Annotated in this window: 23 protein-coding genes; 15 read left to right on the plus strand and 8 right to left on the minus strand. The window is 42.6% G+C overall.

Annotation, left to right across the window (positions count from 1 at the left end; all coding sequences use genetic code 11):
• Positions 1–29: 29 nt before the first annotated feature.
• The 6 genes from yejB (at position 30) to H2245_RS05460 (ending at position 7,361) form a co-directional block, all read left to right on the plus strand.
• A complete protein-coding gene (gene yejB / locus H2245_RS05435; protein ID WP_182406566.1) occupies positions 30–1,097 on the plus strand; it encodes a microcin C ABC transporter permease YejB in 1,068 nt (355 codons plus the stop codon).
• Positions 1,097–2,215, plus strand: a complete 1,119-nt coding sequence (locus H2245_RS05440) for an ABC transporter permease (RefSeq protein ID WP_259365094.1) — start codon at positions 1,097–1,099, stop codon at positions 2,213–2,215. Before yejB ends, H2245_RS05440 begins: the two co-directional genes overlap by 1 nt.
• 79 nt (positions 2,216–2,294) lie before the next feature.
• Positions 2,295–3,911 (plus strand): ABC transporter ATP-binding protein, encoded by a 1,617-nt coding sequence (locus tag H2245_RS05445; RefSeq protein ID WP_182406568.1) that lies wholly within the window; start codon positions 2,295–2,297, stop codon positions 3,909–3,911.
• Positions 3,912–4,117: 206 nt separating this feature from the next.
• A complete protein-coding gene (locus H2245_RS05450) occupies positions 4,118–4,696 on the plus strand; it encodes a PepSY domain-containing protein (protein ID WP_182406377.1) in 579 nt (192 codons plus the stop codon).
• Positions 4,697–4,862: 166 nt separating this feature from the next.
• The gene (locus tag H2245_RS05455; protein ID WP_182406378.1) at positions 4,863–5,525 is read left to right on the plus strand and encodes a response regulator; all 663 of its coding nucleotides are present in this window, start codon (positions 4,863–4,865) and stop codon (positions 5,523–5,525) included.
• An 84-nt stretch (positions 5,526–5,609) separates the two neighbouring features.
• Positions 5,610–7,361: a histidine kinase dimerization/phospho-acceptor domain-containing protein gene (locus H2245_RS05460; RefSeq protein ID WP_182406379.1), complete on the plus strand. Its 1,752-nt coding sequence runs from the start codon at positions 5,610–5,612 to the stop codon at positions 7,359–7,361.
• A 64-nt stretch (positions 7,362–7,425) separates the two neighbouring features.
• Here H2245_RS05460 and H2245_RS05465 read toward each other — a convergent pair whose 3' ends face one another.
• Together H2245_RS05465 and folE are read right to left on the minus strand one after the other, a co-directional pair.
• On the minus strand, positions 7,426–8,190 hold the full coding sequence (locus H2245_RS05465; RefSeq protein ID WP_182406380.1) for a DUF1345 domain-containing protein: 765 nt from the start codon (positions 8,188–8,190) through the stop codon (positions 7,426–7,428).
• Between the two features lie 148 nt (positions 8,191–8,338).
• Positions 8,339–8,935, minus strand: a complete 597-nt coding sequence (gene folE / locus H2245_RS05470; RefSeq protein ID WP_259365095.1) for a GTP cyclohydrolase I FolE — start codon at positions 8,933–8,935, stop codon at positions 8,339–8,341.
• Positions 8,936–9,305: 370 nt separating this feature from the next.
• Between folE and H2245_RS05475 the strand changes: the two genes are divergently transcribed.
• The gene (locus H2245_RS05475) at positions 9,306–10,124 is read left to right on the plus strand and encodes an enoyl-ACP reductase (RefSeq protein WP_182406382.1); all 819 of its coding nucleotides are present in this window, start codon (positions 9,306–9,308) and stop codon (positions 10,122–10,124) included.
• Between the two features lie 268 nt (positions 10,125–10,392).
• A complete protein-coding gene (locus H2245_RS05480) occupies positions 10,393–11,088 on the plus strand; it encodes a YoaK family protein (RefSeq protein ID WP_182406383.1) in 696 nt (231 codons plus the stop codon).
• A gap of 73 nt (positions 11,089–11,161) precedes the next feature.
• Here the strand turns inward: H2245_RS05480 and H2245_RS05485 are convergent, their stop codons facing one another.
• Positions 11,162–11,326 (minus strand): hypothetical protein, encoded by a 165-nt coding sequence (locus tag H2245_RS05485; RefSeq protein WP_182406384.1) that lies wholly within the window; start codon positions 11,324–11,326, stop codon positions 11,162–11,164.
• 366 nt (positions 11,327–11,692) lie between these two features.
• On the opposite strand from H2245_RS05485, the gene H2245_RS05490 reads away from it, so the two are divergent.
• The gene (locus H2245_RS05490; protein WP_182406385.1) at positions 11,693–13,111 is read left to right on the plus strand and encodes a DASS family sodium-coupled anion symporter; all 1,419 of its coding nucleotides are present in this window, start codon (positions 11,693–11,695) and stop codon (positions 13,109–13,111) included.
• 142 nt (positions 13,112–13,253) lie between these two features.
• Here the strand turns inward: H2245_RS05490 and H2245_RS05495 are convergent, their stop codons facing one another.
• Positions 13,254–14,426, minus strand: a complete 1,173-nt coding sequence (locus tag H2245_RS05495; RefSeq protein WP_182406386.1) for a cupin domain-containing protein — start codon at positions 14,424–14,426, stop codon at positions 13,254–13,256.
• Between the two features lie 206 nt (positions 14,427–14,632).
• Between H2245_RS05495 and H2245_RS05500 the strand changes: the two genes are divergently transcribed.
• On the plus strand, positions 14,633–14,827 hold the full coding sequence (locus H2245_RS05500; RefSeq protein WP_182406387.1) for an NF038104 family lipoprotein: 195 nt from the start codon (positions 14,633–14,635) through the stop codon (positions 14,825–14,827).
• Positions 14,828–14,940: 113 nt separating this feature from the next.
• Here H2245_RS05500 and purB read toward each other — a convergent pair whose 3' ends face one another.
• Together purB and mnmA are read right to left on the minus strand one after the other, a co-directional pair.
• A complete protein-coding gene (gene purB / locus H2245_RS05505) occupies positions 14,941–16,338 on the minus strand; it encodes an adenylosuccinate lyase (RefSeq protein WP_182406388.1) in 1,398 nt (465 codons plus the stop codon).
• Positions 16,339–16,433: 95 nt separating this feature from the next.
• Positions 16,434–17,660, minus strand: a complete 1,227-nt coding sequence (gene mnmA / locus H2245_RS05510; RefSeq protein WP_259365096.1) for a tRNA 2-thiouridine(34) synthase MnmA — start codon at positions 17,658–17,660, stop codon at positions 16,434–16,436.
• A gap of 186 nt (positions 17,661–17,846) precedes the next feature.
• On the opposite strand from mnmA, the gene ispF reads away from it, so the two are divergent.
• From ispF to H2245_RS05535, 5 genes are all read left to right on the plus strand, one after another.
• On the plus strand, positions 17,847–18,347 hold the full coding sequence (gene ispF, locus H2245_RS05515; protein ID WP_182406389.1) for a 2-C-methyl-D-erythritol 2,4-cyclodiphosphate synthase: 501 nt from the start codon (positions 17,847–17,849) through the stop codon (positions 18,345–18,347).
• 131 nt (positions 18,348–18,478) lie between these two features.
• Complete coding sequence (grxD, locus tag H2245_RS05520) at positions 18,479–18,826, plus strand: Grx4 family monothiol glutaredoxin (protein WP_062533107.1); 348 nt, start codon at positions 18,479–18,481, stop codon at positions 18,824–18,826.
• Positions 18,827–19,000: 174 nt separating this feature from the next.
• Complete coding sequence (locus tag H2245_RS05525; protein ID WP_220464382.1) at positions 19,001–19,537, plus strand: hypothetical protein; 537 nt, start codon at positions 19,001–19,003, stop codon at positions 19,535–19,537.
• A gap of 240 nt (positions 19,538–19,777) precedes the next feature.
• A complete protein-coding gene (gene mnmG / locus H2245_RS05530; RefSeq protein WP_182406390.1) occupies positions 19,778–21,673 on the plus strand; it encodes a tRNA uridine-5-carboxymethylaminomethyl(34) synthesis enzyme MnmG in 1,896 nt (631 codons plus the stop codon).
• A 155-nt stretch (positions 21,674–21,828) separates the two neighbouring features.
• Positions 21,829–22,788, plus strand: coding sequence for an AEC family transporter (locus H2245_RS05535; RefSeq protein ID WP_182406391.1), 960 nt, complete (start codon positions 21,829–21,831; stop codon positions 22,786–22,788).
• A 122-nt stretch (positions 22,789–22,910) separates the two neighbouring features.
• On the opposite strand, the gene H2245_RS05540 is transcribed toward H2245_RS05535, so the two are convergent.
• Together H2245_RS05540 and H2245_RS05545 are read right to left on the minus strand one after the other, a co-directional pair.
• The gene (locus H2245_RS05540) at positions 22,911–24,272 is read right to left on the minus strand and encodes an HmuY family protein (RefSeq protein WP_182406392.1); all 1,362 of its coding nucleotides are present in this window, start codon (positions 24,270–24,272) and stop codon (positions 22,911–22,913) included.
• Positions 24,273–24,408: 136 nt separating this feature from the next.
• A complete protein-coding gene (locus H2245_RS05545; RefSeq protein WP_259365097.1) occupies positions 24,409–26,661 on the minus strand; it encodes a TonB-dependent siderophore receptor in 2,253 nt (750 codons plus the stop codon).
• Between the last annotated feature and the right edge of the window lie 88 nt (positions 26,662–26,749).

The following is a 26,749-nucleotide window of genomic DNA, read 5'->3' on the forward strand; positions in this document are numbered from 1 at the left end:
TTATTCTTGCCTGCTAGGAAGCTAACATGATGGGTCGTTATATCTTAAAAAGGTTGTTATTGATATTACCGACGCTATTTTTAATCCTGCTGGCTAATTTTGTAATTGTGCAAGCGGCACCGGGTGGTCCTGTTGAACAGCAAATTGCATCTATTGAACAAAGTGCGAAATATGATGCCGTCAATGGCAGTGTCGGTGCGGGTAGTGCCGGTACTAGTAGTACTTACCAAGGAACGCGCGGACTGTCTGAGGATATGGTAGCGACAATTAATAAGCAATATGGCTTTGATAAATCTGCGCCTGAACGCTTTTGGTTGATGCTAAAAAACTATGCGCGTTTAGATTTTGGCGAATCGTTTTTTAAAGGACAATCGGTAACAGAGTTGATTGTCGAAAAACTACCGGTATCTATCTCACTTGGGCTATGGAGTACACTGCTTATTTATTTAATTGCGATACCGCTGGGGATTTATAAAGCGATGCATCATGGCTCAGCAGTGGATAAAGCCACAGCAATGCTGTTAGCAGTCGGGCACGCGATTCCGGTATTTGTGTTTGCAGTAATATTATTGGTGTTTTTTGCCGGTGGTAGCTATTGGCATCTGTTTCCGCTACAAGGGCTGACCTCTGAGAATTTTGACCAATTATCACTGCTTGGTAAAGTTAAGGATTACTTTTGGCATTTAGCATTACCACTACTAGCAAGTACGGTAGGCGGTTTTGCGGGATTGACTTATTTAACCAAGTTTAGCTTTTTGGAAGAACTGGGTAAGCAGTATGTATTGACGGCGCGCGCTAAAGGATTAAACGAGCGCCAAGTGTTATATGGTCATGTGTTTCGCAATGCGATGTTGATTATTATTGCTGGTATTCCTGCGGCTATCGTCGGTATATTCTTTGCCAGTAACTTTTTGATTGAGATTATTTTTAAACTGGATGGACTTGGATTGCTAGGCTTTGAAGCGATTCAGCAGCGCGATTATCCAGTAATCTTTGGTACTCTATTTATATTCACTTTGGTTGGTTTGCTATTACAGCTAATTAGTGATTTAAGTTATCATCTGATTGATCCACGTATTGATTTTGAGGGTCGCTAATGTCAAGTATTCAGCCACCCTTGATGACTAATGGGTTAAATAAATCTAATGCTCAGCCACCACAAACACCACTCTCAACGCCACCAGCAACTAGAAAAAACCGTTTAAATCCGATATGGCAAGCACGGCTTAATCGGTTTCGTCACAATCGCTTAGGAGTGATATCACTTATCGTTTTTACGCTCGTTTTTTTCGTTTGTATGGTGGCTAATGTGATTGCCAATGACAAACCCCTTGTTGTGCAGTATGACGGTAGTTATTATTTTCCAGTGCTAAAAGCCTACCCGGAAACCGCATTTGGCGGTATTTTTGAGACTGAAACCAATTATAAAGACCCTGCGGTGCAAGAGTTTATCAACGCGCAGGGCTATTATGTCATGCCGCCCATTCCCTTCGCCGATCAAACGCCTAATGTCGAGCTAGGTATTCCGTATCCGGCAGCGCCTAATAGCCAAAACTGGTTAGGCACGGATGATATGGGGCGTGATGTGCTGGCGCGTATTTTGTACGGGTTGCGTGTGTCGTTGTTATTTGGCTTGGCATTAACGATAGCTGGAGCGCTGATTGGTATTATCGTTGGAGCGATTCAAGGGTACTATGGCGGCTGGGTAGATTTGGCAGGACAGCGATTTATGGAAGTGTGGGGCGGCATGCCACAGCTGTTTATGATTATTATTTTAGTCAGTTTGTTTAGCCCAAGTATTACTGTCTTGTTTGGCATGATGCTGTTATTTGGCTGGATGGGCTTGGTTGGATTGGTGCGAGCAGAGTTTTTACGAGCGCGTAACTTCGATTATGTCCGTGCGGCGCGTAATCTAGGAGTGGCGGATAGCCAGATTATGCTACGACATATTTTGCCTAATGCGCTGGCATCGAGTTTATCGCAATTGCCTTTTATTCTTACCGCCAATATTATTGCCCTGACTTCCCTAGACTTTTTAGGTTATGGCTTGCCGCCCGGTTCGCCATCACTAGGGGAGCTTATGGTACAAGGTAAAAATAATCTTGATGCACCGTGGCTGGCGTTATCCGGATTCTTTAGTTTGACCTTGGTATTATCACTCCTTATTTTTATTGGCGAAGCGCTACGCGATGCGTTTGACCCGAGGCGCTCTTAATATGACCACGTCAAAATTTAATAGTAGAGCGGCTAACAAATCCGAAAATAGTGCCAATGATAAGACGTTAAATACAGATATGGTGTTAACAGACACACTATTAACGGTAGCTAACCTAAGTATTACAACGCAAGCAGGCGCGTTATTGGTTGATGATTTATCTTATGAGCTAAAATCTGGACAGACGCTGGCGGTGGTAGGAGAGTCCGGTTCAGGAAAATCCATTGCTAGCTTGGCGTTATTAGGACTGTTGCCTGAGAGTTTGACGATTAACGGCGAAGTAACGCTGGTAGGTGTTGGCAGTCTCCAGATTGCAAATGATAGCACCCGTAATCGCTCGCTACGGGAGATTCGTGGTCAGCGTATTGGGATGGTATTTCAAGAGCCGATGACCGCGCTCAATCCGCTACACACTGTCGAAAAGCAAATTGCGGAATCCCTACGTTTAAATGGTATTCCAAAAAAACAGTGGCATGCGCAAACGATAGCGCTTTTACATGACGTCAATATTAGTAATCCAGAAGATAAATTATCCCGTTATCCACATGAACTGTCCGGTGGTCAACGTCAGCGCGTGATGATTGCTATGGCATTGGCGCAGCAGCCGGATATTTTGATTGCTGATGAGCCGACCACTGCTCTTGATGTGACTTTGCAGCATGAGATTCTAACGTTACTTGATACGCTCAAGCGTGATCGCAATATGGCAATGATTTTAATTAGCCATGATCTCAATCTTGTTAGGCGTTATAGTGATGAGATTATTGTGATGCGCCAAGGACAGACTATTGAGCAAGGCAACACCTTAGCAATTTTTAGCTATCCTAAAGCAGAATATACCCGCACACTAATGAATCAAGACTTTGGTCAGGCGCTTAATATAAGTAATAATGACGCTGTAGAAAAGCAAACACCAGTGCTAAAGGTGAACAATTTACAAGTAAAATTCTCTATAGAAAAAAGCTTCTTTGGCACTACCACGCGCTGGTTCGATGCGGTAACAGATATTGATATGCACCTATACACGGGGCAAGCATTGGGCATTATTGGTGAGTCAGGCTCTGGTAAGACGACCATTGCGCTGGCATTGAGTCAGCTTTTGACCAATCAAGCGCGTGTTAGTGGACAAGTATTGGTAAACGGTCAAGATATCACCAAACTGTCTAAAACAGCACTGAGTCAATTCCGCGCTCAAATCCAAATGGTCTTTCAAGACCCGTTTGCCAGTATCAATCCGCGCATGACCGTCATGCAAATTATCGAAGAAGGTTTATTGGTACAAGGAATCGATAAGGCAACGCGGATTAAAGCCGTATTGGATAGCTTACAGACCGTACACCTTCCTGCCGATTTTATAGAGCGTTATCCACATGAGTTATCTGGTGGTCAACGTCAGCGCGTAGCACTGGCGCGCGCCCTCGTCATGCAGCCGCGCTTGCTAATTTTAGATGAGCCAACCTCGGCGCTTGACAGCACCACACAAGTGACCGTGGTTAATTTACTCCGTGAAATTCAACAAAAATTAGATATCAGCTACGTATTTATCAGCCATGATTTAAAAGTCGTCCGTGCATTATGTCAGCATATTATGGTACTCAAAGATGGCATCTGTATCGAATCGGGCGCCACTGAAGATGTTTTCAATCAGCCTCAGCATCCTTATGCACAGCGCTTATTGCAAGCAGGACTGTTATAGTTTAGATTTTTTAGCTCAGTTTAGTTAAATTCTATTGATTGAATATCCACATCAAATTTTCGGTAGTTATATTTTCCGCGCTTATATAATCTTAGTGTCACGCTAAGTTTCTCCTATGTCTAGTTTTGTATGATGGAATCATCACCCCAGCGGCTTATAACAGATAAGCGCTGTAACCAGCAAACAAAAAAGAGATAGTATTACTTATGTCCACTTTAACCATGCTCAATCACCTATTCCTTATGATACTCAACGTTGCCGGCGTTAGTAATATGGCTAATGCCGTCGAGCAAACGACGCCCATCGCCACTTTACCAGCCGCCACTATAGTCAATAAAAAAGAGAAAATCACGCTTGAACAAGCCTTGGTAGTTGCTAATAATATGGTTAAAGGCGATGTGATTGAGGCGGAGTTTGAGCCAAGTAATGAGCAGGCTAATGGGAAATATGAAATCAGTATCATTGCACAAGGTATCGCGCATGAAGTTAACATCGATGCCAATACCGGTAATGTGTTAACCATTAAGCAAAAAGCTTTAAAGACTAAAGGTTTAGCAGAATATAGTGCCATGAAACAGGCGAACGTAAGTCTTACACAGGCGCTTGAGCAGGCAAAACAAACCATTAGTGGGACTGTTGTTGAAGCAGAGTTTGATGGTGACAATGGTAAGTCTGTTTATAAGGTTAAAGTGGTTCAAGACGCGCAATTACATAAGATGGTAGTTGACAGTTTAACTGGCGCGCTTATCACTAATCCTATAAAGGTCGCTGATAAGGCTGCTTAATGTTAACTAAACTTCAAATAGTAATGATAACGCGCATAAAATTTTATCTAGATTTTGATATATATAATTGTTAATACGTAACATTGTTAATACGTAACGTGGGAAGCGGTATACTTGCTGGACGTATCCTATCTATAATAATAAGCGATAACAATAAGGCTGTCTGATGCGAGTGTTACTGGTCGAAGATGATGAGATGATTGGCGAAAGTTTGAGTGATGCCTTGCAAGATGAGGCGTATATCGTCGATTGGGTCAAAGATGGTCGCCAAGCTATTTTGACCCTAAAAGTGCAGCCTTATGACATTGTTTTATTAGATTTAGGTTTGCCTGAGGTGGATGGCATGGGCGTACTGAATACCATTCGGCATGCTCAAATTAAAACGCCCGTCTTAATTATTACTGCCCGTGATGAGGTCAAAGATAGGATAGCAGGGCTGGATTCAGGCGCAGATGATTATGTCGTCAAGCCTTTTGAGCTCGGAGAAGTGTTTGCGCGGATGCGAGTGCTAATTCGTCGTGCGCAGGGGCAGGCGGACAATTTGCTTATTGTGGGTAATGTACAACTGGATACCACGCACAAGCGCGTAATTATGGATGATAGCCCTGTCGATTTGACGGCAAAAGAATATATGCTGCTTAACATTTTCATGCTTTCGCCTGAAAAAGTGATGTCGAAAACTGAGCTGGAAGACTCCCTTTATGGCTGGGGCGGCGAGGTTGAAAGCAATGCCGTTGAGTTTTTAATTCACAGTCTTAGAAAAAAAATAGGGCAACAGAGAATTAAAAATGTTCGAGGTCTAGGTTGGTATATTAGCAATAGTAACTAATAACAGCAGCTAACGGTAACCGTTAATATGCTTTCCATATGTAATGACGTTGCTTGCTATTATTTATTTTTAAAGAGTCCTGCCATGCTGCCTGTCCGCCAACACTTTAAATCCATGCAGTTTCAGCTGATTTTTTGGTCAGTGCTAACGCTATTATTGTTAGCAATAGTCGCTGGTGGGTATGGATTTTGGTATAGTTATGAGGATTTTAATGACTTTCAAGACGACAATCTTAAAAGTATGTCAGCGTTACTGGAACAAACAATTGATATTAAAGACTCTGATGCTAGCCCGCTACAAAAGAAGAAGAAAATCCATTTTGAAACCGATGAGGATGAAGGTAGTATCACCGTTGATGTGCTTAACAAGGCATGGACATCAGCAAAAACAGATAAATCACCGCAAAAGAATAAGACAAAGCGCAATAAAGAGCCCGATAATGGCGATTTTAAAAATACCAGTCTTAAAGATACCAATATTAATGTTAACAATATCAGCTCTGATGATATTAGTTTAAAAAATCTTGCATTAATACCCGCAGGTATCAGTACCCAAACGATAGATAATAAAAAATGGCGCGTTTATCGCAGTGACCATGAGAGTCGTGTCATCATTGTACGTCAGCGTACTGAGTTTCAAGAAGATTTAGCTGAAGCCAATGCTATGCAAGCCTTTTTGCCATTACTTATTGCCATGGCATTTTTGATGGTGCTGCTACCTTTTATCATGTGGCGGATGCTCAAACCTGTACGCCAGCTGCATAGTGAGATTAACAGCCGTCAAGAAAGTGATCTAAGTCCCTTATCTATCAATAATCTGCCAACTGAACTTCTGCCATTAGCCCAATCGTTAAACCGTCTATTAGCCTTAGTGAAAATTAGTATCGAGCGTCAGCAGCGTTTTATTGCTGATGCCGCGCATGAGTTGCGCTCGCCATTGACTGCGGTTTCCTTACAACTGCAACGCTTGCAACGCATTAATAAGGATGAAGTAATGGCGGAAGGATTAACAAAGCTTGCTATTCGCCTAAAGCGTAATCAGCAACTGGTCGAGCAGCTACTAACGCTTGCTCGTGCTGGCAATATGACGATGATTAATCAAGCTGAGTATGCACCGGTTGCAGTCAATGAGGTCATAGAGCAGGTTATTGGGCTGCTGATTCCTATTGCCGATCATAAAAATATAGCGCTGAGCGTTCAACTGGATACTGATGCTAAAGTAGCAGTAGAAGAAACGGTCTTATTAATGCTGATTAAAAACCTTGTCCAAAATGCCATTGTTTATACACCAAAGAACGGACAAGTGGCTATTAGATTGTTTTATCTTCCTAACCCTATCGATGCGTTAGAAACTACTGCAGTAAACCCTTATGCGAACTTTGGTACGCAGGTGATTCACTCAGGAAAGCCACATAAATTATCCGGTGCAGGGACATTGGCTGGTACGCTGGTATTACAAATCATGGATTCGGGTGCGGGTATTGCTGCTACTGATTATGACGGCGTCTTTGAGCCCTTTGTTAGGTTAAGTCAAACAGTATCAACCGCAGAAAATTTGATGGAAAAATCGAGTAATACAGCGCGTTCAGACAGCGTTGCAAAATCTAATTTAACAAAAAATTATGCAGAAAAAATAACTGTGCTAGAAACAGGTACTAGGATAGAAAAAGAAAGTAACATAGATAGAAGCAATGAAATAGAAGGGACAGGATTAGGACTCTCTATTGTTAAAACCATCTGCCAGCAAGCAAATATTGATGTCTTTATGGGTGCATCTACCTTAATCTCAGGCTCCGATCAACAAGCAACTGGGCTGTGTATCACCCTTGTGTTTTAGTTAATACTGCTACGGATAGCTGATTATAGGGGCTTATTATAAAAGACTTGTTATAAGGAACTTATTATAAATAACTGGCAATAATATTAATTAATAATGAAATGATAACTAAGTTGAATACAAATGCGACAATGCTATGTAAGGTTGCAAGCGCCCTCCCAGCAGTTGAGGTAAAAGCAATATCAGCGGTTTGACCTGAAGTGCCAATCGCCACTGCACCATAAAAGAAGTCTTCAAAGCTAACGTTATCTGTTGGCTTGTGCGGCTTATTAGTCTGGTTATTAGAATCTTTACTCAACTTTTCATCTTCTTCACTTATTTGGTTACTATCAAGGTCATTATCTAGCAAAGTTTCAGGAAACATAAACGGCTTTAGCGCCCCTTTACGCTGTTTAGCGAAGTATAAATAGGCATATTGCAGTGCAAAAATAATCTGTATCATAAACCAAGTGATAAAAATAGTAACGACGGTCAATATGATGGTCAGCAGGCGTGCCGTTCCGGCATAATCTTTGCCAATCTGTGTTTGCGCAACAATAGCCAACAAACAAATTAAACTCCCCACTATAATCAGCGCTAAAATAATTGCTTTACCTTCGTGCGCTTGGTTTAAATGGCTATGCAAGGTATTGTTACGCATCATGACCACGATGCTGATAATATAGAGTATCACTGCACTGTCCCAACCGATGATAAAACTGGTGCTTAAAGACCCAGCCTCTATTATCGCTACTGCAAAACCTATCATGGCACCTATTATTAAACTGCCAAGCAAGCGCCAGTGACTGGCTAGCCAAGACGGTCTAATATGATGTTGGGTCGTTAGCATAAGAGCTCTCGTAAAACTGCCGCTAATCTTTTCTTGATTAATGTATGATTCTTAGTCTTTTATATTAAACCATGCACCATAAAAAAGGACGCCACTGCGTCCTTTTCTTGATTCTGATATTTTTATACTGGTGAATAGCCAATATGTATTAAAATGCAGGTTGGCGTTTCGGAATAGCGCTCAAAAACTCATTACGCGCTTGGTTGTCATGGACATATTCACCAAGCATTGCTGTCGTACGCGTGGTTGAATGTTGCTTGTTAATACCACGCATCATCATACACATGTGCGCGGCATCCATAACCACCGCAACGCCGCGGCAGCCTGTTACATCCATAATCGTTTGCGCCACTTGTTCGCTTAAGTTTTCTTGTACTTGCAAACGACACGCAAACATATTCACGATACGCGCAAATTTAGATAAGCCTAAAACTTGCCCGTTTGGCAAATAACCAATGTGAGCCACGCCATGAAACGGTAGCAAATGATGCTCACATAACGAGTAAAATTCGATATTTTGTACCAACACCAACTCACGATTGGTCGATGGAAACAGGGCATCATTTACCACTTCATCTAAATCTTGGCAATAACCGCGCGTCAAATGTGCAAATGCTTTAGCCGCACGCGTTGGCGTATCTATAAGACCGGCGCGCTCTAAATCTTCACCGGTTGAGCCGATCAATTGACGATAAGATTCGATGCTTTCTTGATAATCTGTTGCTATGATTGGGGTGTTACTCATAAGTTTGGCAGCCATCCAAAATGTGGGTATCGCTTAACGCTAAATCCTTGTTTACAAACAACGGTTGTAAAGGATTTATATAAAACCGTGCAAGCTTGGAAGGGGTAAGATTATACTTGAAAATGGGGCAACTTAACACTGCTATCCCTAATACCGTATGTTTTATTGGACACTATTCGATGGCACTATCTAATAGCCAATGTCTGTTAATAAAGCGGTAATAGTTTACGAGTGTTTACTTAATTTGTTTCGTGTATAATAAGACAGCTCTTTTTGTCCGGATTATGTCAGTAGTGGATAGATTTTATTTATAGTAAACTGCTGTTATTAATAATAAATACTCGCCTCAAACCTCTAACAAGGAAATATTATGCTACTTCAAGGACAACGCTTTGTCGTGACCGGCATCGCCAGTAAACTTTCTATTGCTTGGGCAATTGCTGAAGCTTTGCATCGCGAAGGTGCCTCATTAATATTAACCTATCCTAATGATAAAATTAAAAAACGTGTGGATATGGCAGCTGAGCATTTTGAAGCTGACTTGGTACTTGAGTGCGATGTGGCATCGGATGAGTCCATCAAAGCCTGCTTTGAGCAAGTAACGGCGCATTGGGGCGACGGTATTAATGGTGTGATACATGCTATTGGCTTTGCACCGATGGATCAGTTAGATGGTGACTTTACCTCAGCGACTACCCGTGAAGGCAGTCAGATTGCCCATGATATCTCAAGCTATAGCTTTGTTGCCCTTGCTAAAGAAGCGCGCGAATTATTAGCCATGCGTCACGGTTCTATGTTGACCTTAACTTATGAAGGTAGTATTTCGGTCTTACCAAACTATAATGTCATGGGTATGGCAAAAGCTAGTTTAGAGGCAAGTGTCCGTTATTTAGCGACGTCGATGGGCGGTGAGGGAATTCGTGTGAACGCTATCTCAGCCGGTCCTATTCGCACATTAGCAGCAAGTGGCATTAAGTCTTTCCGCAAAATGCTAGATATCAGTGAAAAAATTGCTCCGTTACAGCGTAATATTACTCAGATGGAAGTCGGTAATGCGGCTCTATTTTTATTGTCACCATGGGCATCTGGTATCACAGGTGAGATTATGTTTGTTGATGCTGGGTTCAATACCGTTGCCATTAGCGAACAATTGATGATGATGGATGCGGTAACTCCTAATCAGAAATAATATATTAACTAGGATACAGTGCTAACTGACAGTACTTATATATTAATAGCAAAGTATCAATAGCAATGTGTTAATCATTATAAAAAGGTAGCCTATGGGCTGCCTTTTTTGTTGCTCCCAGATATGAGTCACATCAGCGTATAATAGCGCTTTTGGTTCCTCTAGCTTCTGTTTTTAACATTCTTAATAAAAAGGCTGTCAGTAGCAAAGCTTTTGAGAGTAGATGCTTTAGTAGTAGGATTTTAATAGCAGAACATAGGTGGCGAGTATGATTACCAGACTTCCCAGATGGATATTTTGGGGCGGTGCAGTATTGGCATTTAGCGCAGGCTGTGTGAATACCGCAGCACTGATGGGCTTTACCAATTTGTCGGTATCGCATGTAACAGGTAACGTAAGCTTGTTTGCTGCCGCTGTGGCGCATTTTGACGGGCGCAGTATCCTTTATATTGGCGCATCACTATTGTCGTTTTTGCTGGGCGCAATCTTGAGTGGCTATATCATTGGGCAAAAGTCGCTCAAACTGGGCAGACGTTATGGTAGTGCCTTATATCTTGAAGCGACCCTACTGCTTATCAGCTATTTTTTATATAAAGAGCATGACTATCTCGGTCAATTAACCGCTGCAATGGCTTGCGGATTGCAAAATGCAATGGTAGCGACGTATAGCGGCGCAGTTATTCGTACCACGCACTTGACAGGATTGACATCAGATATGGGCGCTACAATCGGCAATTGGCTGGCAGGTCGCCCTATCAGTAAGCCCACGCTCGGTTTCCAAGCTATTATTTGGTATTGTTTTTGCGGTGGCGGCGCAGTTGGTGCTTTTTTATACGCCAGAATCGGTTATGGTGCTTTATTTGTACCCATCACTATTGTGTTGGCGGCGGCATTTTTATATAACCATGCATCAGATAATCTACCAGAACGACGCCAACCTAGAAAAAAGCGCTTACCAAGATGATAAGCGCTTTTTTTATCTGAGACATTCTTTACTTAAGATATTTTGTATAAACCATTAAAAAGGTAGGAGTTCACTACTCTTCATCTTCTTCTTCATGATTTTCATGATCATGTAAGCCTTTCATCATATCAAGAGCGCATTCATCGGTGCGCTGTTGGTCTTTTTCAGCCAGACCATCTTGGTTGATATCTTTCGGTGCCATTTTAGTGGTTTTATCAGTTTTATTAGAATTTGGCATGGTGTACTCCTATTTATTATCAGGATATTAAAGACACTTTTGCAATAACATTCAGAGAGTCTTTAGATTTGGTTAACCTTTAAAGTATGGAAGAACGACTTTTACTTGTACATAGGTGTATGAAGCACATTTGGTATCGGTGTGTAACTAATATTAAGAATATTTATGTGAATAACTCTTTTATTGTTTACTAAATCAATTCAATTTGTATCGATAATAGAATAAAATCATATCGCTATTAACTATGTGTTTATTAATGTACTGCCATGTAACTATTCATTACGTGACAATTGCTGGCTTATATTAAGATATATGATGCAGTTTAGGGCGATTTGAACTTTATTCTTGGATACCAAGGGATTTTTTATGTCAGAGCAATTAGACAGCCATCTGCCAAAAGATGGTAATGAGTATTTATTTACGGATACCTTTCCAAAAGGTACAGGTAAGGGTTTAATAGTGGTGGCAATCGCTGCAATTATTAGTATGGTTATTTACAATGTATTACCGTTTGATATAAATGCTAGTAAAGGGCTAGCGATGCTGTTCTTTATTGGGGCGTTATGGCTGACTGAAGCCGTGCATGTGACGATTACTGCGCTGTTAGTGGTAGTGGTTGGTACTCTCATTGGTATACCAGAATTTAATGCTGAAGTGGGTTTACAAAGCTTTGCCAATCCGACCATTTATTTGTTTTTTGGTGGTTTTGCTTTGGCTGCTGCCTTACATGTTCAGCAGTTGGATAGAAAGATTGCTATCAAAATCTTATCTTTATCAGGAGGTAAGCTGAGTACGGCAGTATTTTTAATCTTTGGGGTGACCGCCTTTTTATCAATGTGGATATCGAATACGGCAACAGCAGCGATGATGCTGCCGCTAGCGCTTGGTATTTTAACGCAGGTAGACCGTAAAAATGATCGCGGTACTTTTGTATTTGTCTTGTTGGGAATCGCTTATTCTGCAAGCCTTGGTGGGTTAGGCACGATTGTTGGCTCACCGCCGAATGCTATCGCTGCTAAAGCTTTGAATATTAATTTTGTCGATTGGATGAAGTTTGGTGTGCCGATGATGCTGGTATTATTGCCGACATTATTGGGTGCCATGTATCTGTACCTTAAACCCAATCTAAATCGTATCGTGGTGTTTAATGAAGAAGCGCCTATTCCTTGGAATAAACCGCGTGTAGTGACCATTACGGTATTTATCATTACCGCATTAAGCTGGATATTTTCCAAAAAAATCGGTACAGCGCTGGATATTGCGGATACTGATGCCATTGTGGCATTATCGGCAGCTGCCGCAGTGGTGAGCTTAGGGTTGGTCTCATGGAAGCAAGTGTCTGACAATACTGATTGGGGCGTTCTTATGTTATTTGGTGGCGGTATTGCGCTGTCGACCATTTTGAAGGTATCAGGTGCGTCGTTAGTACTAGGGCAAACAGTTGCTAATGCTTTGTCTACTGCACCACTTATTTTAGTCATGCTGGCGGTATCGGCATTTATTATTTTCTTAACAGAGTTTGCCTCAAATACCGCATCAGCCGCGCTACTCGTACCAGTTTTTGCCGCCATTGCTGAGCAAATGGGCTTGCCGAATGAGGTGCTGGTCCTAATTATTGGTATTGGTGCGTCATGTGCCTTTATGTTGCCAGTTGCCACGCCGCCTAATGCGATTGTGTTTGGTACAGGATTGATTAAGCAAACAGAGATGATACGGGTTGGGGTTATTTTAAATATCATTGCTACGATTATTGTGGGACTGTGGGCATATTTCTTCTTAATTTAATTTATTTAAAAGTGATATTCGCTTTAGCCTATTAGCAGTAGGCTTTTATTAGCTAAAAACACCGTACAAAAAACCGATTGTTGAGAATGTTCAACAATCGGTTTTTTTAATGAAGGTTAAATAAAGCTAAAGTTATTAGAGCTTACTCAGGATAGTTAACCCATATCCAGCCATTTTCTAGCCACTCCATTACCTCATCAGGGTCAATCCCTTCCAAATCATCAAGGCTTAAATGCTCGCCATTAGATAAGCGTACAAGTAGCGCTATCGATATTTCATGCAAATCATCTAAGCGCTGACCATTGGCATATAGGGTAATGCCATCAGAAGTTTGAGTGTGCAATAAGCGATTACTATAATCGGCTTGTAGCGTCGCACCAGTTGCCAATGCCGCTATCATCTCATCGGTCGTTGCCGTATCTTCTGGCACAAGTACATCATATTGACGCTTGCTCACCACCTCGCACACGGCTTGGTGAATAATCGTGTCACCGCGCTCAGATTGTAGCAATTGCAATAATTGCGCTTTAATTGCCTCAATACTGTCGGTCTTTAATTCACCTGACGCTTGCACAGCTTGTGGCAATAACATGGGTATGAATAAAGCGCTGTCATTGGTCGCCACATCCGTTAAGCTGTCAATAATTTGCATTAAATTTGGACGGCGGCAGCCAAATGAGAAGGTCAAACAATCATCTTGCGCCACACCAAAATGCGCTAGTTTGGGCGGTACATACAGTACATCACCGGCTTCCAAAATCTCATCAAAAATAATATCGCCCATATCATCAAATAGGCGTATCGGCTCATCAGCGACAAATTCGGTTTGCTCATCACAAAACTTGCCCAATTGCCAGCGTCTAGAGCCAAAACCTTGCGCTAAAAACACATCATAATCGTCATAATGCTTGCCAACAGATCCACCTTTTGGTGCATAAGAGACCATAATATCATCGCGCTGCCATTGCGGAATAAAATCAAGCGCCTGCCATAACGCGCCAAGTTCTGGCGACCACTGCTCAAGATTCTGTACTAATACTGACCATTGCTCAGGTAGATTATCAAAATCTGCTTCAGTCAGTGGGCTTTTTTTAAGCTGCCATTGCGGCTGACCGTCTTGCTTGCTCGTAGCTTGAGTTAGTAGCCTTGCGGTAGCGTCCTCATCTATTGATAAGCCTAAAATATCTTCTGGTTCAAACATACCGATTAACTGCGGTAAGCCTTGCTTGATCAAAAGTGGTTTTTTTTGCCAATAGTCGCTTAAAAACTGCGCGGCGGTGATTGACTCGGGTAAACAACGTTTAACAGCACTCATTGATAAATCCATGTGATTAATTTGGCATTGAACGAATAAAAGCTTAATTTTTAAGATAAAGATGGGCTTTACTTTAGAAAATGTAAGGAATCGTATATTATTGGCGATTATCATATAACGGATATTTTATGATGAGCTCCATTATCAAGCAAATCGCAACATAAAAGAGTCGTCAAAATAGCCATCACGACACGCCTAGGAACTTTATGAAAAAACTATCCATTATCGTCATACTTGCTAGTATGTTTTTGTTACAAGCTTGTGTGCACAAACTCGTTACTGTACCCGTAAAAGTTGCGTATAAAACTACCAAAGGTGTGGTTAAAGGCACCGTTGCCGTGACTAAAGCCATTATTCCGGGCGATAGTGATGACGATAAAGAAGATAAAAGGAAAAAATAAAACCTTATTCATCGGCTATGCTGAATGACAGTTTAGCCGATGAATAAGGTTAGCAGTTAATCGCAATGAGCACCTAACCGGTACTCATTGCTTTTTTTTATGCTTCAGCTGGGTTATTTATCGAGCTTAGCAATCCACTCTTTAATCGTGCGCGCTTGCTCAGCTGCGTTACCGATATAAGTCGCTGGCGTCATCTCACGTAGACGCGCTTTATCCGCATCACTAACCGCAGAGAGCTCATCACTTTCAACGAAAGTCAGCATTGCTTCACGGGTCATTGCATTGCCACGTGTTAGCGCTTTTAGCTTCTCGTATGGATTTTCAACACGGTAGCGACGCATCACGGTTTGAATCGGCTCTGCTAATACTTCTTGGGCGTTGTCCAAATCATCGTTTAAACGCTGCGCATTCAATTCAAGTTTGCCTACGCCTTTGAGGCACGCATCATATGCAATCATACTTTGTGCCAGACCAACACCGATATTACGCAATACGGTAGAGTCGGACAAATCGCGTTGCATACGTGAAATTGGTAATTTTTCACCCAAATGAGCAAGCATGGCATTGGCTACGCCAAGATTGCCTTCAGAGTTTTCAAAATCAATTGGGTTCACTTTATGCGGCATGGTAGAAGAACCAACTTCACCATCTTTTAGACGCTGCTTAAAGAAGCCTAAGCTAATATATTGCCAAATATCACGATTAAAATCGATTAAGATGGTATTAAAACGCTTTACCACATCGAATAACTCAGCAATATAATCATGCGGCTCAATTTGCGTGGTATAAGGATTAAACGTCAGTTCTAAACGCTCATTAATAAAGCTTTCGGCATGACTTTGCCAATCAACGTCAGGGTATGAAGCGTAATGGGCGTTATAGTTGCCGACCGCGCCATTAACTTTGCCGAGTAGCTCAACTTGACCCATTTGCTTGATTTGCCGCGCTAAGCGGTAAGCGACATTAGCCATCTCTTTACCTAAAGTCGTTGGGCTAGCCGTTTGACCATGGGTACGTGATAACATCGGTTGATCAGCGTGAGTAATTGCTAAATCAACAATACTATCCGTCACTTCTTGCATTTTAGCAACGACAATTTCGCGACTGTCTTTTAGCATTAATGCATACGATAAGTTGTTAATATCTTCACTGGTACAAGCAAAATGAATAAATTCTAATGAATCCTCAAGTGCCGCCTGACCACGGAATTTGTCTTTGATGAAATACTCAACTGCCTTCACATCATGGTTGGTCGTCGCTTCGATATCTTTAATCGCTTGTGCGTCCGCTTCACTAAAATTATCAACGATAGCATTTAAAAAGGTATTGGTATCGGTATCAAATGCGGCTAATTCACCAATGGCAGCATTTTCGGCTAAAGACTGTAACCAGCGAATCTCAACGGTCACGCGTGCTTTAATCAAACCAAATTCAGATAAATAAGGGCGCAAGCTGTCGGCTTTGGACGCATAGCGACCATCGATTGGGGATAGGGCAGTAAGTAGATTCATAACGATACCTCAAGTAGTGATCAGAAGGGATGGAAATTAAGAATAAATACAAGTTAAAAAATAATACAACGCTGAAAATTTACAGAAGAATATGATTAAAACCCGCAAGGCGCATCAATAGACGCAATTACGCCGCCGCCTAAACAGACTTCATCAATATAAAAGACGGCTGATTGACCAGGGGTAACAGCACGTTGCGGTTCATCGAAAACGACACGCACCTCGCTGCCATTTTCATTAGCAGCGAATACGCTACAGGCTTGGTCGGGCTGACGATAGCGACACTTTGCCATACAGCGTAACCCTTCATTGCTAAAGATATCAGCAGGTGGCAAACCATCGACCCAGTCCAGCTTATAAGCCTGTAACTCATTACTCAGCATCATAGGATGTTCGTGACCTTGACCGACGATTAGGCGGTTCTTATCCAAATCTTTAGCGAGTACAAACCATGGCTCTTCAGGGCGGTCTTTCACACCGCCAATACCGATACCACCGCGCTGACCTAAAGTGTAATACATCAGCCCGTCATGCTTACCAATAATGTGACCATCGTCTGTGACAATATCGCCTTTTTGCGCAGGTAAGTACTGCTGTAAAAAGTCTTTAAAGCGGCGCTCACCAATAAAACAAATACCGGTTGAGTCTTTTTTATTGGCGGTAATTAAATCATGTGCTTCCGCAATTTGACGAACCACTGGTTTTTCAAGCTCACCCACTGGGAATAATGTTTTGGCGATTTTATCACCACCAACCGCATGTAAAAAGTAGCTTTGGTCTTTATTATTATCAAGACCGCGTAGTAATTGCGCTACTTCAATACCGTCGTTATTCTCATAATTCACGCTGCGACGCGTATAGTGACCAGTAGCGATATAATCAGCGCCAAGCGTTAAGGCATAATCTAAAAATGCCTTAAATTTGATTTCTTTATTGCATAAAATATCGGGATTGGGCGTGCGTCCGGCTTTGTATTCGGCTAAAAAATGCTCAAAAACGCGATCCCAGTATTCCATGGCAAAGTTAGCAGTATGTAATTTTATGCCAATTTTATCGCATACCGCTTGCGCGTCGGCTAAATCGTCCATTGCCGTACAGTATTCAGTGCCGTCATCTTCTTCCCAGTTCTTCATAAACAGACCTTCGACTATAAAACCTGCCTGTTGAAGCAAAACAGCAGAGACAGAAGAGTCGACACCACCTGACATCCCAACAATCACTCGCGTGGTCGTAGGGTTTTTAATATCAGAGAGAGTCAAGGCTCGCTGGGCGCTGACAGAATTTGGAGATTGGGTGGCGGATGTATCGGACATAGCTAACATAACAAAGCGCTCAACTACTTATGGTAAAATAAGCGTCATATTATAACAGCTAATTGAAACGGGTGGCGAGCTGCCCAGCTATTCGGCTATAAAATTTTAAATAATGAGTATTGATAGCTTTTAGAAATATCGTTTTATACGTTAAATTATCCCTGTATTTTATCCTTAATAAGCTTTGGAATAATCATGATAAAAATCGGTCAAGGTATCGACGTTCACGCTTTTCATAATACTGGTGAGCAGCAACAATATGTGGTGCTAGCAGGTGTGCCTATTGAGCATACGCACAGTTTGCTGGCGCATTCTGATGGGGACGTGGTATTGCATGCGCTTGCTGATGCGCTACTTGGGGCGTTGGCACTTGGTGATATTGGGCAGCATTTTCCTGATACCGATGCCACGCACGCAGGTTTAGATTCGCGCATATTATTACGTTATGTTTATGGCAAAGTGCAGGCGGCAGGTTACAAGCTGGGTAATGCCGATATCACCATTATGTGTGAGCGTCCAAAAATAGCCCCTTATAATCAGGCTATGCGTGATAATATCGCCAGTGACTTACAGACAGACGTGTGCAATATTAGTGTCAAGGCGACTACCACTGAAAAATTAGGGTTTACGGGTCGACAAGAAGGCATTATGGCAAATGCCGTGGTATTATTAGTGCCGAGTGTGTCTGGCATATAATCTACTGATTGCTGCGTATAGCTACTGATTACGCTTGTAATAAGGCCATGATTGCCCCATGTAGCAGCAACACGCCAAATTTAATGTGAACGATCTTTTTTAAGATAAAAATTTAATAAATAGGAGTTTTTATGACTGAGCAAACCCAAACCCCAGCTAGCGATGTTGAACAATTGATTCGTGATCAAATTCGTGACAACAAAGTTATTCTATACATGAAAGGCACACCGCAATTTCCGCAGTGTGGTTTTTCTGCGCGTTCTATTGAAGTGTTGACTCAAATCGGTCGTCCATTCGCGTTTGTAAACATCTTAGAAAATCCAGAAATCCGTGCGACGTTACCAAAAATTGCCAACTGGCCAACCTTTCCACAATTGTGGATTGACGGCGAATTGATGGGCGGTTCTGACATTATTTTGCAAATGTATCAATCAGGCGAGCTTAAGCCTTTGGTTGAAGCGAACAGCCCAGCTGCCTAATATTTGCTTTAAAAGATTAATCTAAGTTTATAAAAGTCCGAGAAGTCCAGTACTGACTTCTCGGACTTTATTGTTTTTAGTCGCAGAAATTTTTATTGTTTTTCTGCTTTTTGACACTATATAGTGCTCAAGACTACTGCCGTATTAGTGCAAATTAAATAACAAGAGAGTGTTATGAATCATCAAAAAATAGAATCGCAAACCGTCCATCAAGAGACAGAAAACAAAGAAGCGCGTGAACAACAGGCACTTGAGTTACGCCGTGAGCGCCTAAAAGCAGAGTCTGCGCGTATTATAGACGTTGCCAACACGGAACCGCATTCTGCGTTGCGCTGTATTCATCAGCTCAGTGTGGCAGGCGGTGCAACCGAAGCCACCTATTTGGCGATTGAACAGCGCATCATGACCGATCAAGACCCAGCCGGTGCTTATCATTTAACGTTACTGGCGCAAAGTACGCTTGATTTACCGATTGATGTGCGTCAGTTGGTCGAATTGGTCATTGCCGAAGGTGATAATCAACAACGATTAGCGTTACTTAAAAACTTGCGTGTGCCACCGGTTGATATGATTAAAACGCAAATTTTAGCCAGTAATGACAGTGACGCTATTGCACATATGAACAAGTATTTGCAAGCCAATCCACAAGGGCATGGTAGCGAACATATGCTGAGTAGTGGTCAATCTGATCAGATTGTACCATTAAGTTAAGCTTATTTAGGATAATCCAATTTATAAAATAGGATGGCTTCTATGCAGTGGTCAGGGTCTATTTGAAGGCTGCTACTGCAAATAATTGCAAAGCATCTCAAAAAAGCATCCAAAAATTGCTATAATTACCAGCTATTAATTTTCTACAGACGACCAATGCACATTGAACAATCGGCAAGTTATGGTTAACGAATCAATAACTTGCAGGGCGATCGTAACCATTTGTCAAGCGAGGCATACATGCAATACCCAAAAATTTACGACGTGGTAGTGATCGGTGGCGGTCATGCTGGTACAGAAGCGGCACTGGCAGCGGCGCGTATGGGTGCGCAGACCTTGCTATTGACCCATAATATCGAAACGCTTGGGCAAATGAGTTGTAATCCGGCAATTGGTGGTATCGGTAAATCGCATCTGGTGCGTGAGATTGATGCGCTTGGCGGTGCAATGGCGCTAGCAACCGATAAATCGGGTATTCAGTTTCGGGTGTTGAATAGTCGTAAAGGGGCAGCTGTCCGAGCCACACGCGCGCAAGCGGATCGCATTTTGTATAAAGCAGCGATACGCCATACGCTTGAGAATCAGCCGAACCTTGATATATTTCAACAAGCGGCTGATGATATTTTGGTTGAAAACGGTCGCGCTACGGCGGTTGTGTCAGCCACTGGGATTGTTTTCAAAACTGAAACTGTGATTTTAACGTCAGGTACGTTTTTAGGTGGCGTTATTCATATTGGGCTTGAAAATTCAAAGGGCGGGCGCGCGGGTGATCCACCGTCTATTAAACTGGCGGATCGGTTACGTGAGTTGAAATTGCCAGTTGGTCGCCTGAAAACCGGAACGCCGGCTCGTATCGATGCGCGCAGTGTTGATTTTAGTGTCATGACCGTACAACCGGGCGATACGCCGTTGCCAGTGATGAGTTATATGGGCGATGTATCTATGCATCCTGAGCAGGTCAATTGCTATATCACCCATACCAATGCGCGCACGCATGATATTATTCGTGAAAATTTAGACCGCTCGCCAATGTTCTCAGGCAAAATAGAGGGCGTAGGTCCGCGTTATTGTCCATCTATTGAAGATAAAATTCATCGCTTTGCTGATAAAGACAGCCATCAAATCTTTATCGAACCTGAGGGTTTGACCACCCATGAGCTATACCCCAATGGTATATCAACCAGCTTGCCGTTTGATGTACAGCTAGAATTTATCCATAGTATGAAAGGGTTAGAGAACGCGCACATCACGCGCCCTGGTTATGCGATTGAATACGATTATTTTGATCCACAAAGTCTGAAACCCACTCTTGAAACCAAGTCTATCGAACGTCTGTATTTTGCGGGGCAAATCAACGGTACAACGGGCTATGAAGAAGCAGGCGTGCAAGGCTTACTAGCCGGAACCAATGCCGCATTAGTCACCACTAATAATAGTGACTTTGATATCTGGACACCACGCCGAGATCAGGCATATTTAGGTGTGCTAGTTGATGACTTGATTACCCATGGCACGACCGAACCGTATCGTATGTTTACCAGCCGCGCTGAATATCGCTTATTGCTGCGTGAAGATAATGCGGATCAGCGTTTGACGGAAATAGGGCGTAAGCTTGGCTTGGTTGATGAGGTGCGCTGGTCAGCTTATCAAGAAAAAATGGAAGCAATTACTAAGGAAACAGCGCGCTTAAAAGACATGTGGGCAACGCCTATCAATGATTTGGGGGCAAAAGTAAGCGCGCAAACCGGCGAGGTGTTGTCAAAAGAGTCAACGGCTTATGACTTACTAAAACGTCCGCAAATTCATTTTCCTGATATCGCTGCCATTACGGGCTCTCAAGTCGATACCTTAGTGGGTGAGCAGATAGAAATTTCGGTTAAATATGCCGGTTATATCGACCGTCAGCAAGAAGATATCGAGCAGATGAAGCGCTTAGAAAATACGGCGCTGCCCGTAGATTTTGATTATAGCGCGGTGTCCGGCTTGTCTAATGAGGTGGTACAAAAGCTGGCGCAAGTACGTCCGGCAACCTTAGCGCAAGCGGGTCGGGTCAGCGGTGTTACTCCAGCTGCCATTCAAATTCTAGCAATGACGGTTAAAAAACAGAAAAAAGCAAAAGCGGCGTTAGCGTTATAACTCATTTCAATATTGGTCGTTTTAATCTGTACTGATTTTCCCACATTAATTTCTGATTAGTAACGAGTTGATAGCCAGTTATTCCCGAATTGCTTCTTAATTAACTATAATGCCACGTTTGTTAAGCGTGGCATTATGCTGACCTGAGTCTGTCTATGATTGCAGCCATTATATTTGCCATTACGATTATTTTGCCCAACCTGATACTTATGGGGTTGGGTTTTTTTATGCAAAAAAATGGACAAGCCAGCAAAGCATTTATTGACCAAGCATCGAGTTTCGTATTTAACTATTGCTTACCCTGCTTATTATTTTTTAGTGTGATTAATAGTGAAGTGGATTACGCCAAGCAAGTTATTTTAATCATGGCTGGGGTGGCGGTCACCTTTATCTTGTTTATTGGCTCAGAGATGTATGCCAGTCGCTTTATCCGTAAACCTGCGGATAAAGGGGTATTTGTCCAAGGCGTATTCCGCAGTAATATGGCTATTATTGGTCTGGCTACGGTCGCCAACGCTTATGGCGATCAGGGCTTAAGTATCGGTGCCGTTTATATGGGCGTGATAACGATTTTATTTAATATCCTTGCAGTCATTACCTTAAGTCGGGTGTCCAAAAGCGCAGAAGATACGTGGGTCAGTCGTACGCTTATGATTTTAAAAAAGCTGGCGACCAATCCGCTGATGATTGCACTCATTGGGGCATTTGCGTATAAAGCATTGGCATTACCGCCTTTAACGGGCGTGATTCAGACCACAGGGAATTTGTTAGCGGCGGTGGCATTGCCGCTAGCATTAATTTGCGCGGGTGCCAGTATTGACTTGAGGTCAATGCTGAGTCCTTCTGGGCTATCCATGCAGGCAAGTATTGGGCGTATCGTGCTTGCGCCGCTAGTAGCTATAGGCGTTGGGCTTAGTTTTGGTTTAACGGGTATGCATATGGGCGTGCTGTTTTTAATGGTAGCAGCGCCGACGGCAGCAGCAAGTTATGTGATGGCAAAGGCGATGGGCGGTAATGAGGTGCTGGCGGCAAACATTTTGGCTTTTACCACTGTCGTTGGTTTATTTGGGATGGCAATCGGAGCAGCATTGTTGCGCGGTATGGGTTTGATGTAAAAATTTTACATGAAAAAAGCTATACGTGAAAAAGTAATTTTGTCTAATGCTAAAATAACCCATTAAAAAAACCAGTATTGTTAAGGCAAGACTGGTTTTTTTAACGCATAACTTTGTAGAAATTACTTTATTGCTGGTTGAATATCAAAGTGAAATACCCATGAGCTGGCAGCTTGAGCACTACCATTGGGATAATTGATACTGTCTAAGCGCATCCGTGCATAGCTGTTACCTTCAGCAGATCGTAGCAATACGCCTTTACTTGCGTTTTTTGCTTTAGCAGTCAACTGATGGGTTGCGCCATTGTAGATATACCAGCCAAAATCCAAATTGGGGAAACTACCAGTATAGGCAGGATTGAGATCTGAGCCTTGACGGTCAATTACCCAGCCTGTCTGCGGCTGATAGTTGCTCACAGTGGTCAAATCCTTCAATGTTGCCTCACTGCCATCCGTCATAAATTTACTGGGAATAACTTCGCCTTTGTCCGCGCCTTCTTTATTAACGTAATAGCCATTTGGCTTGATCGCAAGCGCACCGCCGACTTGACCTTTACTTACCTCACTGCTTGAGTCACCACCATTTAAAATCACATCGTTACGTTTAAAACCGATATGCCATGCACTGTTTTTATCAGAGCTATGTTGTCCTGTTTTTAAATTAACATATACCCATTGGTCATTGCTTGAGGCGTCAACAGTCAGGGTTTGGACATTATTCGGTAAGGCAGTATCAATCCAGCGGATTGTCGGCTGAGCTGATTTGCCGGTATCGCTATAATAATTGATAATTTGCAAAGCATAAACGGGCTTTAATACCGTGCTGTCAGTTGACGGGTCACGATAATCGGTTGTGATACGATAGACACGATTGTTAGGGTACAGTTGGTGCTTGCCTTGTAAATTGTATTCAAACCACGGTTGTTCAGCAAAAATACCACCGCTACGGTCGGCAATATAATGACTGGCAATGTCGCGCCCACTGTCAGGGTTTTGAGTTGCATTGCGATAACGTCCCAAATCCTGCCAATCCATAAGCCCAAATACGCCGCCCTTACCTGTACCTGAGCTGCCACTGTTTGACCAGAGTTTGACCCCACGTGCTTGATTTTCAAACTTCACATCCCAAGTTGTGCCACTACAATCACTGGCAGCTTGCGCATCAAAGTCATAGCACGACTGAGCGTTGGGGGCAAAATTGGTGACTTCCCAAGTGGCAGATTTGCTGAATTGTCCGGCATTCACCGGTGGCATGGGTGGGGTTCCGCCAGTATTGCCACTGCTGCCATTATTGTTGTTTCCGCCACCGCCACTATTATTATTTCCGCTGCCGTTATTGCTGCCATTATTACTACTATTAGTCGTGCTACTGCTATCATCACCACCGCAGCCTATTAAACTTAACGATAACAGACTGCTGATGGTTAAGGTGAATAAGGAGCGGGTCAATGTATTTTGATAGGAAGTAGCGGTAGAGATGGTCATATGGTTTGCATCGAAGGTTTTGATAATAGAATTTTTAGGATCTTTGTTTATTTTATTAATAGTGTTTTTATTAGAATTTTGACAGGTAAATAGCACGATAAAAATATGAACTTATAAATATGAGCTTAAGCCCTAATTACCAATGATAACTGGCACCAAGCAGCCATTCACGATTGTCAATCGGGCGATAGTCATTGCTATTACTGATATTGCGTTGCACATCAAATATATTATTGATGGCGACATAAACGCTTAAATTTTTGCTGGCATCATAATTAAGTTTGCTATCAAGCGTCCACCACGATGGCGAGTAAGACATATCTGCTGTGCTAACGAGCTGTTCTGACTCGTAGTTAAGACGCGGAATCAGTTGCAACTTATCATTGATTTGATAATCCAACGCCAGCATCACCTTATGATTGGGTTTATAGGTCAATTCGGTGTCACTGACATTATTATGGGTCTTGATATAGGCATAGTTGGCCTGTAGTTTGGCGTTGTCTTGTAATTGCCAATCAACACCGATATCGCCGCCATACGTTTTGGCGCTATCGACATTCATATATTTATAAACCGCGATATTGCCCTCAAAGGTGGTTGGGTCTTCATCAGTTTGAATCAAATTATCAACGTTATTATAAAAACCATTCACACTCACATTGAGCCGTTCACTCAGTTGACCTTGATAACCTAGTTGATAGCTGGTTGATGTTTCAGGCTGTAAGTCAGGATTGCCCAGTACTTTATAGCCCAAATTGCTATGGTCAAAGACGTAATAGCGCTCTTTTAAATTGGGCACACGGTAGCCACTACCAATGCTACTGCGAAAGATATGCTCGCGCCCTTGAGAGTCTAAATGGTTGTATTTGACCGCAACTTTAGGCGCAACATGGTCACCAAAATCTTCGTCATTTTGATAGCGAATGCCACTCAGTACTTCCCAATTCTCATCAATGAGCCAATCATCTTGTAAATAAAACTCCCCCACATCCCGACTGACCTTATCTTGCGTCAGCTCGCTGGTTTGATTTTTAATTTGGCTCAGCTTGTCTTGCTGTAGTTGCCCACCAAGTTGTAATAGATGTGTGTGCCGATCGGACAATACCCATGCTGGCAAGTCGAGCTGTGCTTGAGCAAGGGCAGTAGTGATGGTGCTGTCGCGAGTGCTGGTGATCATTTGATTGGTTTTGGTCGCGGAGTTGCTTTGATAATCCTCATATAACGCTTGGGCTGACAGTTTATACACCTTACTGCGGTCATCGGCATTAGGTGCAATGTCAGTGCGACCGCCAATGGTCACGCGTTGCTTGGTAATGCTTTCATCACGTTGCTGAGGCAAGTAACGTGGCGCGACATAATAGTTAAATCGGCTGATATCGTCCTCTTTATAATGACTGGTCTCTAACCAATATTGGCTGTTTTTTAATAGCCGTGACTCATTATTATCGTTAGCTGCTTTATCTTGCAGTGAACGTTTACCGTCTGGGGTATAAGTCAAGCGCGCGCTGAGTTGAGATTGCTCGCTTTTGTCTTTGAGCTGCGCCCATGCTTCAGGGTTGAGGCTAAGACCTTGCTGATCGAGATACGAGCCAGATAGCCTAGCGTGTATGCGCTCACCTTTATCAAGTGCCCCTTCCATGCTCGCCTCAACATAGCGCTTATTGGCATCAAAACCATTTCCGGACGGATTTTGTTTGCCATTGCTGGCAATTTCAGTAGTGATGTGGGCGCTAGTGGCATGAATAGGTTTGGTAATGATATTAATCACCCCGCCCATTGCGGCGCTGCCGAACTGAGCCGACGCTGCGCCTTGTACGACTTCAATTTGCTCAATATCCATATTTAAATATTGATTAAGATTGACCGTTGAGCCTGTACTGGCAGTAATCGGCAAGCCATCAATCAATACCAACACCTGATCGCCAGTAAAACCCTGCATACTCACCTCATAGCCCGTTTTGCCATGTACTTCGCGCAAATAAACATTTGGCAATAAGGCTAGGGCGTCTTTGAGCGTATGCGCATGATTGTCATCGAGTTTTTGCCGACTTAGCACTTGCACACTGACCGGTGCATCACTAAGCGTGCGGTCTGAGCGCGTTGCGGTCACAACGATAGGGTCAAGTCGAGTTGTCGGCAGCGGCTTATTTGCTACGCTTGCTTTTACTGTATTGGTTCCAGAATTTGCTATTTGTTTAGCGCTATCAACGCTGCTATGACTGTCGGTTAAGTCAGATGCTGCTTGAGCAGATAAAGGAATTAACGCAGAAAGTATCAATGCCATGCTTGCCGCTAAAGGATGAGGATAAAACAGCTTTTGATCTGTCTGCTTTTGAGCGATCAGATTTGAAGTATTCATGATGGAAATAAGTGAGAGTAATCGTGACATGAGTAAAGTAAATCCCAATACCAATAAGAAAATAAAACCCTGAAACTAAGAGCAGATGACAAAATATGTTACGGAATAATTAATCTTC

Source organism: Psychrobacter sp. GP33 (assembly GCF_014119005.1).
Lineage (GTDB): Bacteria > Pseudomonadota > Gammaproteobacteria > Pseudomonadales > Moraxellaceae > Psychrobacter.

What these genes read in the sequence shown, in the direction of transcription:
- yejB (WP_182406566.1), top strand. Translation starts at nt 30, where the DNA reads ATGGGTCGTTATATCTTAAAAAGGTTGTTATTGATATTACCGACGCTA.
- H2245_RS05440 (WP_259365094.1), top strand. Translation starts at nt 1,097, where the DNA reads ATGTCAAGTATTCAGCCACCCTTGATGACTAATGGGTTAAATAAATCT.
- H2245_RS05445 (WP_182406568.1), top strand. Translation starts at nt 2,295, where the DNA reads ATGGTGTTAACAGACACACTATTAACGGTAGCTAACCTAAGTATTACA.
- H2245_RS05450 (WP_182406377.1), top strand. Translation starts at nt 4,118, where the DNA reads ATGTCCACTTTAACCATGCTCAATCACCTATTCCTTATGATACTCAAC.
- H2245_RS05455 (WP_182406378.1), top strand. Translation starts at nt 4,863, where the DNA reads ATGCGAGTGTTACTGGTCGAAGATGATGAGATGATTGGCGAAAGTTTG.
- H2245_RS05460 (WP_182406379.1), top strand. Translation starts at nt 5,610, where the DNA reads ATGCTGCCTGTCCGCCAACACTTTAAATCCATGCAGTTTCAGCTGATT.
- H2245_RS05465 (WP_182406380.1), bottom strand. Translation starts at nt 8,190, where the DNA reads ATGCTAACGACCCAACATCATATTAGACCGTCTTGGCTAGCCAGTCAC.
- folE (WP_259365095.1), bottom strand. Translation starts at nt 8,935, where the DNA reads ATGAGTAACACCCCAATCATAGCAACAGATTATCAAGAAAGCATCGAA.
- H2245_RS05475 (WP_182406382.1), top strand. Translation starts at nt 9,306, where the DNA reads ATGCTACTTCAAGGACAACGCTTTGTCGTGACCGGCATCGCCAGTAAA.
- H2245_RS05480 (WP_182406383.1), top strand. Translation starts at nt 10,393, where the DNA reads ATGATTACCAGACTTCCCAGATGGATATTTTGGGGCGGTGCAGTATTG.
- H2245_RS05485 (WP_182406384.1), bottom strand. Translation starts at nt 11,326, where the DNA reads ATGCCAAATTCTAATAAAACTGATAAAACCACTAAAATGGCACCGAAA.
- H2245_RS05490 (WP_182406385.1), top strand. Translation starts at nt 11,693, where the DNA reads ATGTCAGAGCAATTAGACAGCCATCTGCCAAAAGATGGTAATGAGTAT.
- H2245_RS05495 (WP_182406386.1), bottom strand. Translation starts at nt 14,426, where the DNA reads ATGAGTGCTGTTAAACGTTGTTTACCCGAGTCAATCACCGCCGCGCAG.
- H2245_RS05500 (WP_182406387.1), top strand. Translation starts at nt 14,633, where the DNA reads ATGAAAAAACTATCCATTATCGTCATACTTGCTAGTATGTTTTTGTTA.
- purB (WP_182406388.1), bottom strand. Translation starts at nt 16,338, where the DNA reads ATGAATCTACTTACTGCCCTATCCCCAATCGATGGTCGCTATGCGTCC.
- mnmA (WP_259365096.1), bottom strand. Translation starts at nt 17,660, where the DNA reads ATGTTAGCTATGTCCGATACATCCGCCACCCAATCTCCAAATTCTGTC.
- ispF (WP_182406389.1), top strand. Translation starts at nt 17,847, where the DNA reads ATGATAAAAATCGGTCAAGGTATCGACGTTCACGCTTTTCATAATACT.
- grxD (WP_062533107.1), top strand. Translation starts at nt 18,479, where the DNA reads ATGACTGAGCAAACCCAAACCCCAGCTAGCGATGTTGAACAATTGATT.
- H2245_RS05525 (WP_220464382.1), top strand. Translation starts at nt 19,001, where the DNA reads ATGAATCATCAAAAAATAGAATCGCAAACCGTCCATCAAGAGACAGAA.
- mnmG (WP_182406390.1), top strand. Translation starts at nt 19,778, where the DNA reads ATGCAATACCCAAAAATTTACGACGTGGTAGTGATCGGTGGCGGTCAT.
- H2245_RS05535 (WP_182406391.1), top strand. Translation starts at nt 21,829, where the DNA reads ATGATTGCAGCCATTATATTTGCCATTACGATTATTTTGCCCAACCTG.
- H2245_RS05540 (WP_182406392.1), bottom strand. Translation starts at nt 24,272, where the DNA reads ATGACCATCTCTACCGCTACTTCCTATCAAAATACATTGACCCGCTCC.
- H2245_RS05545 (WP_259365097.1), bottom strand. Translation starts at nt 26,661, where the DNA reads ATGTCACGATTACTCTCACTTATTTCCATCATGAATACTTCAAATCTG.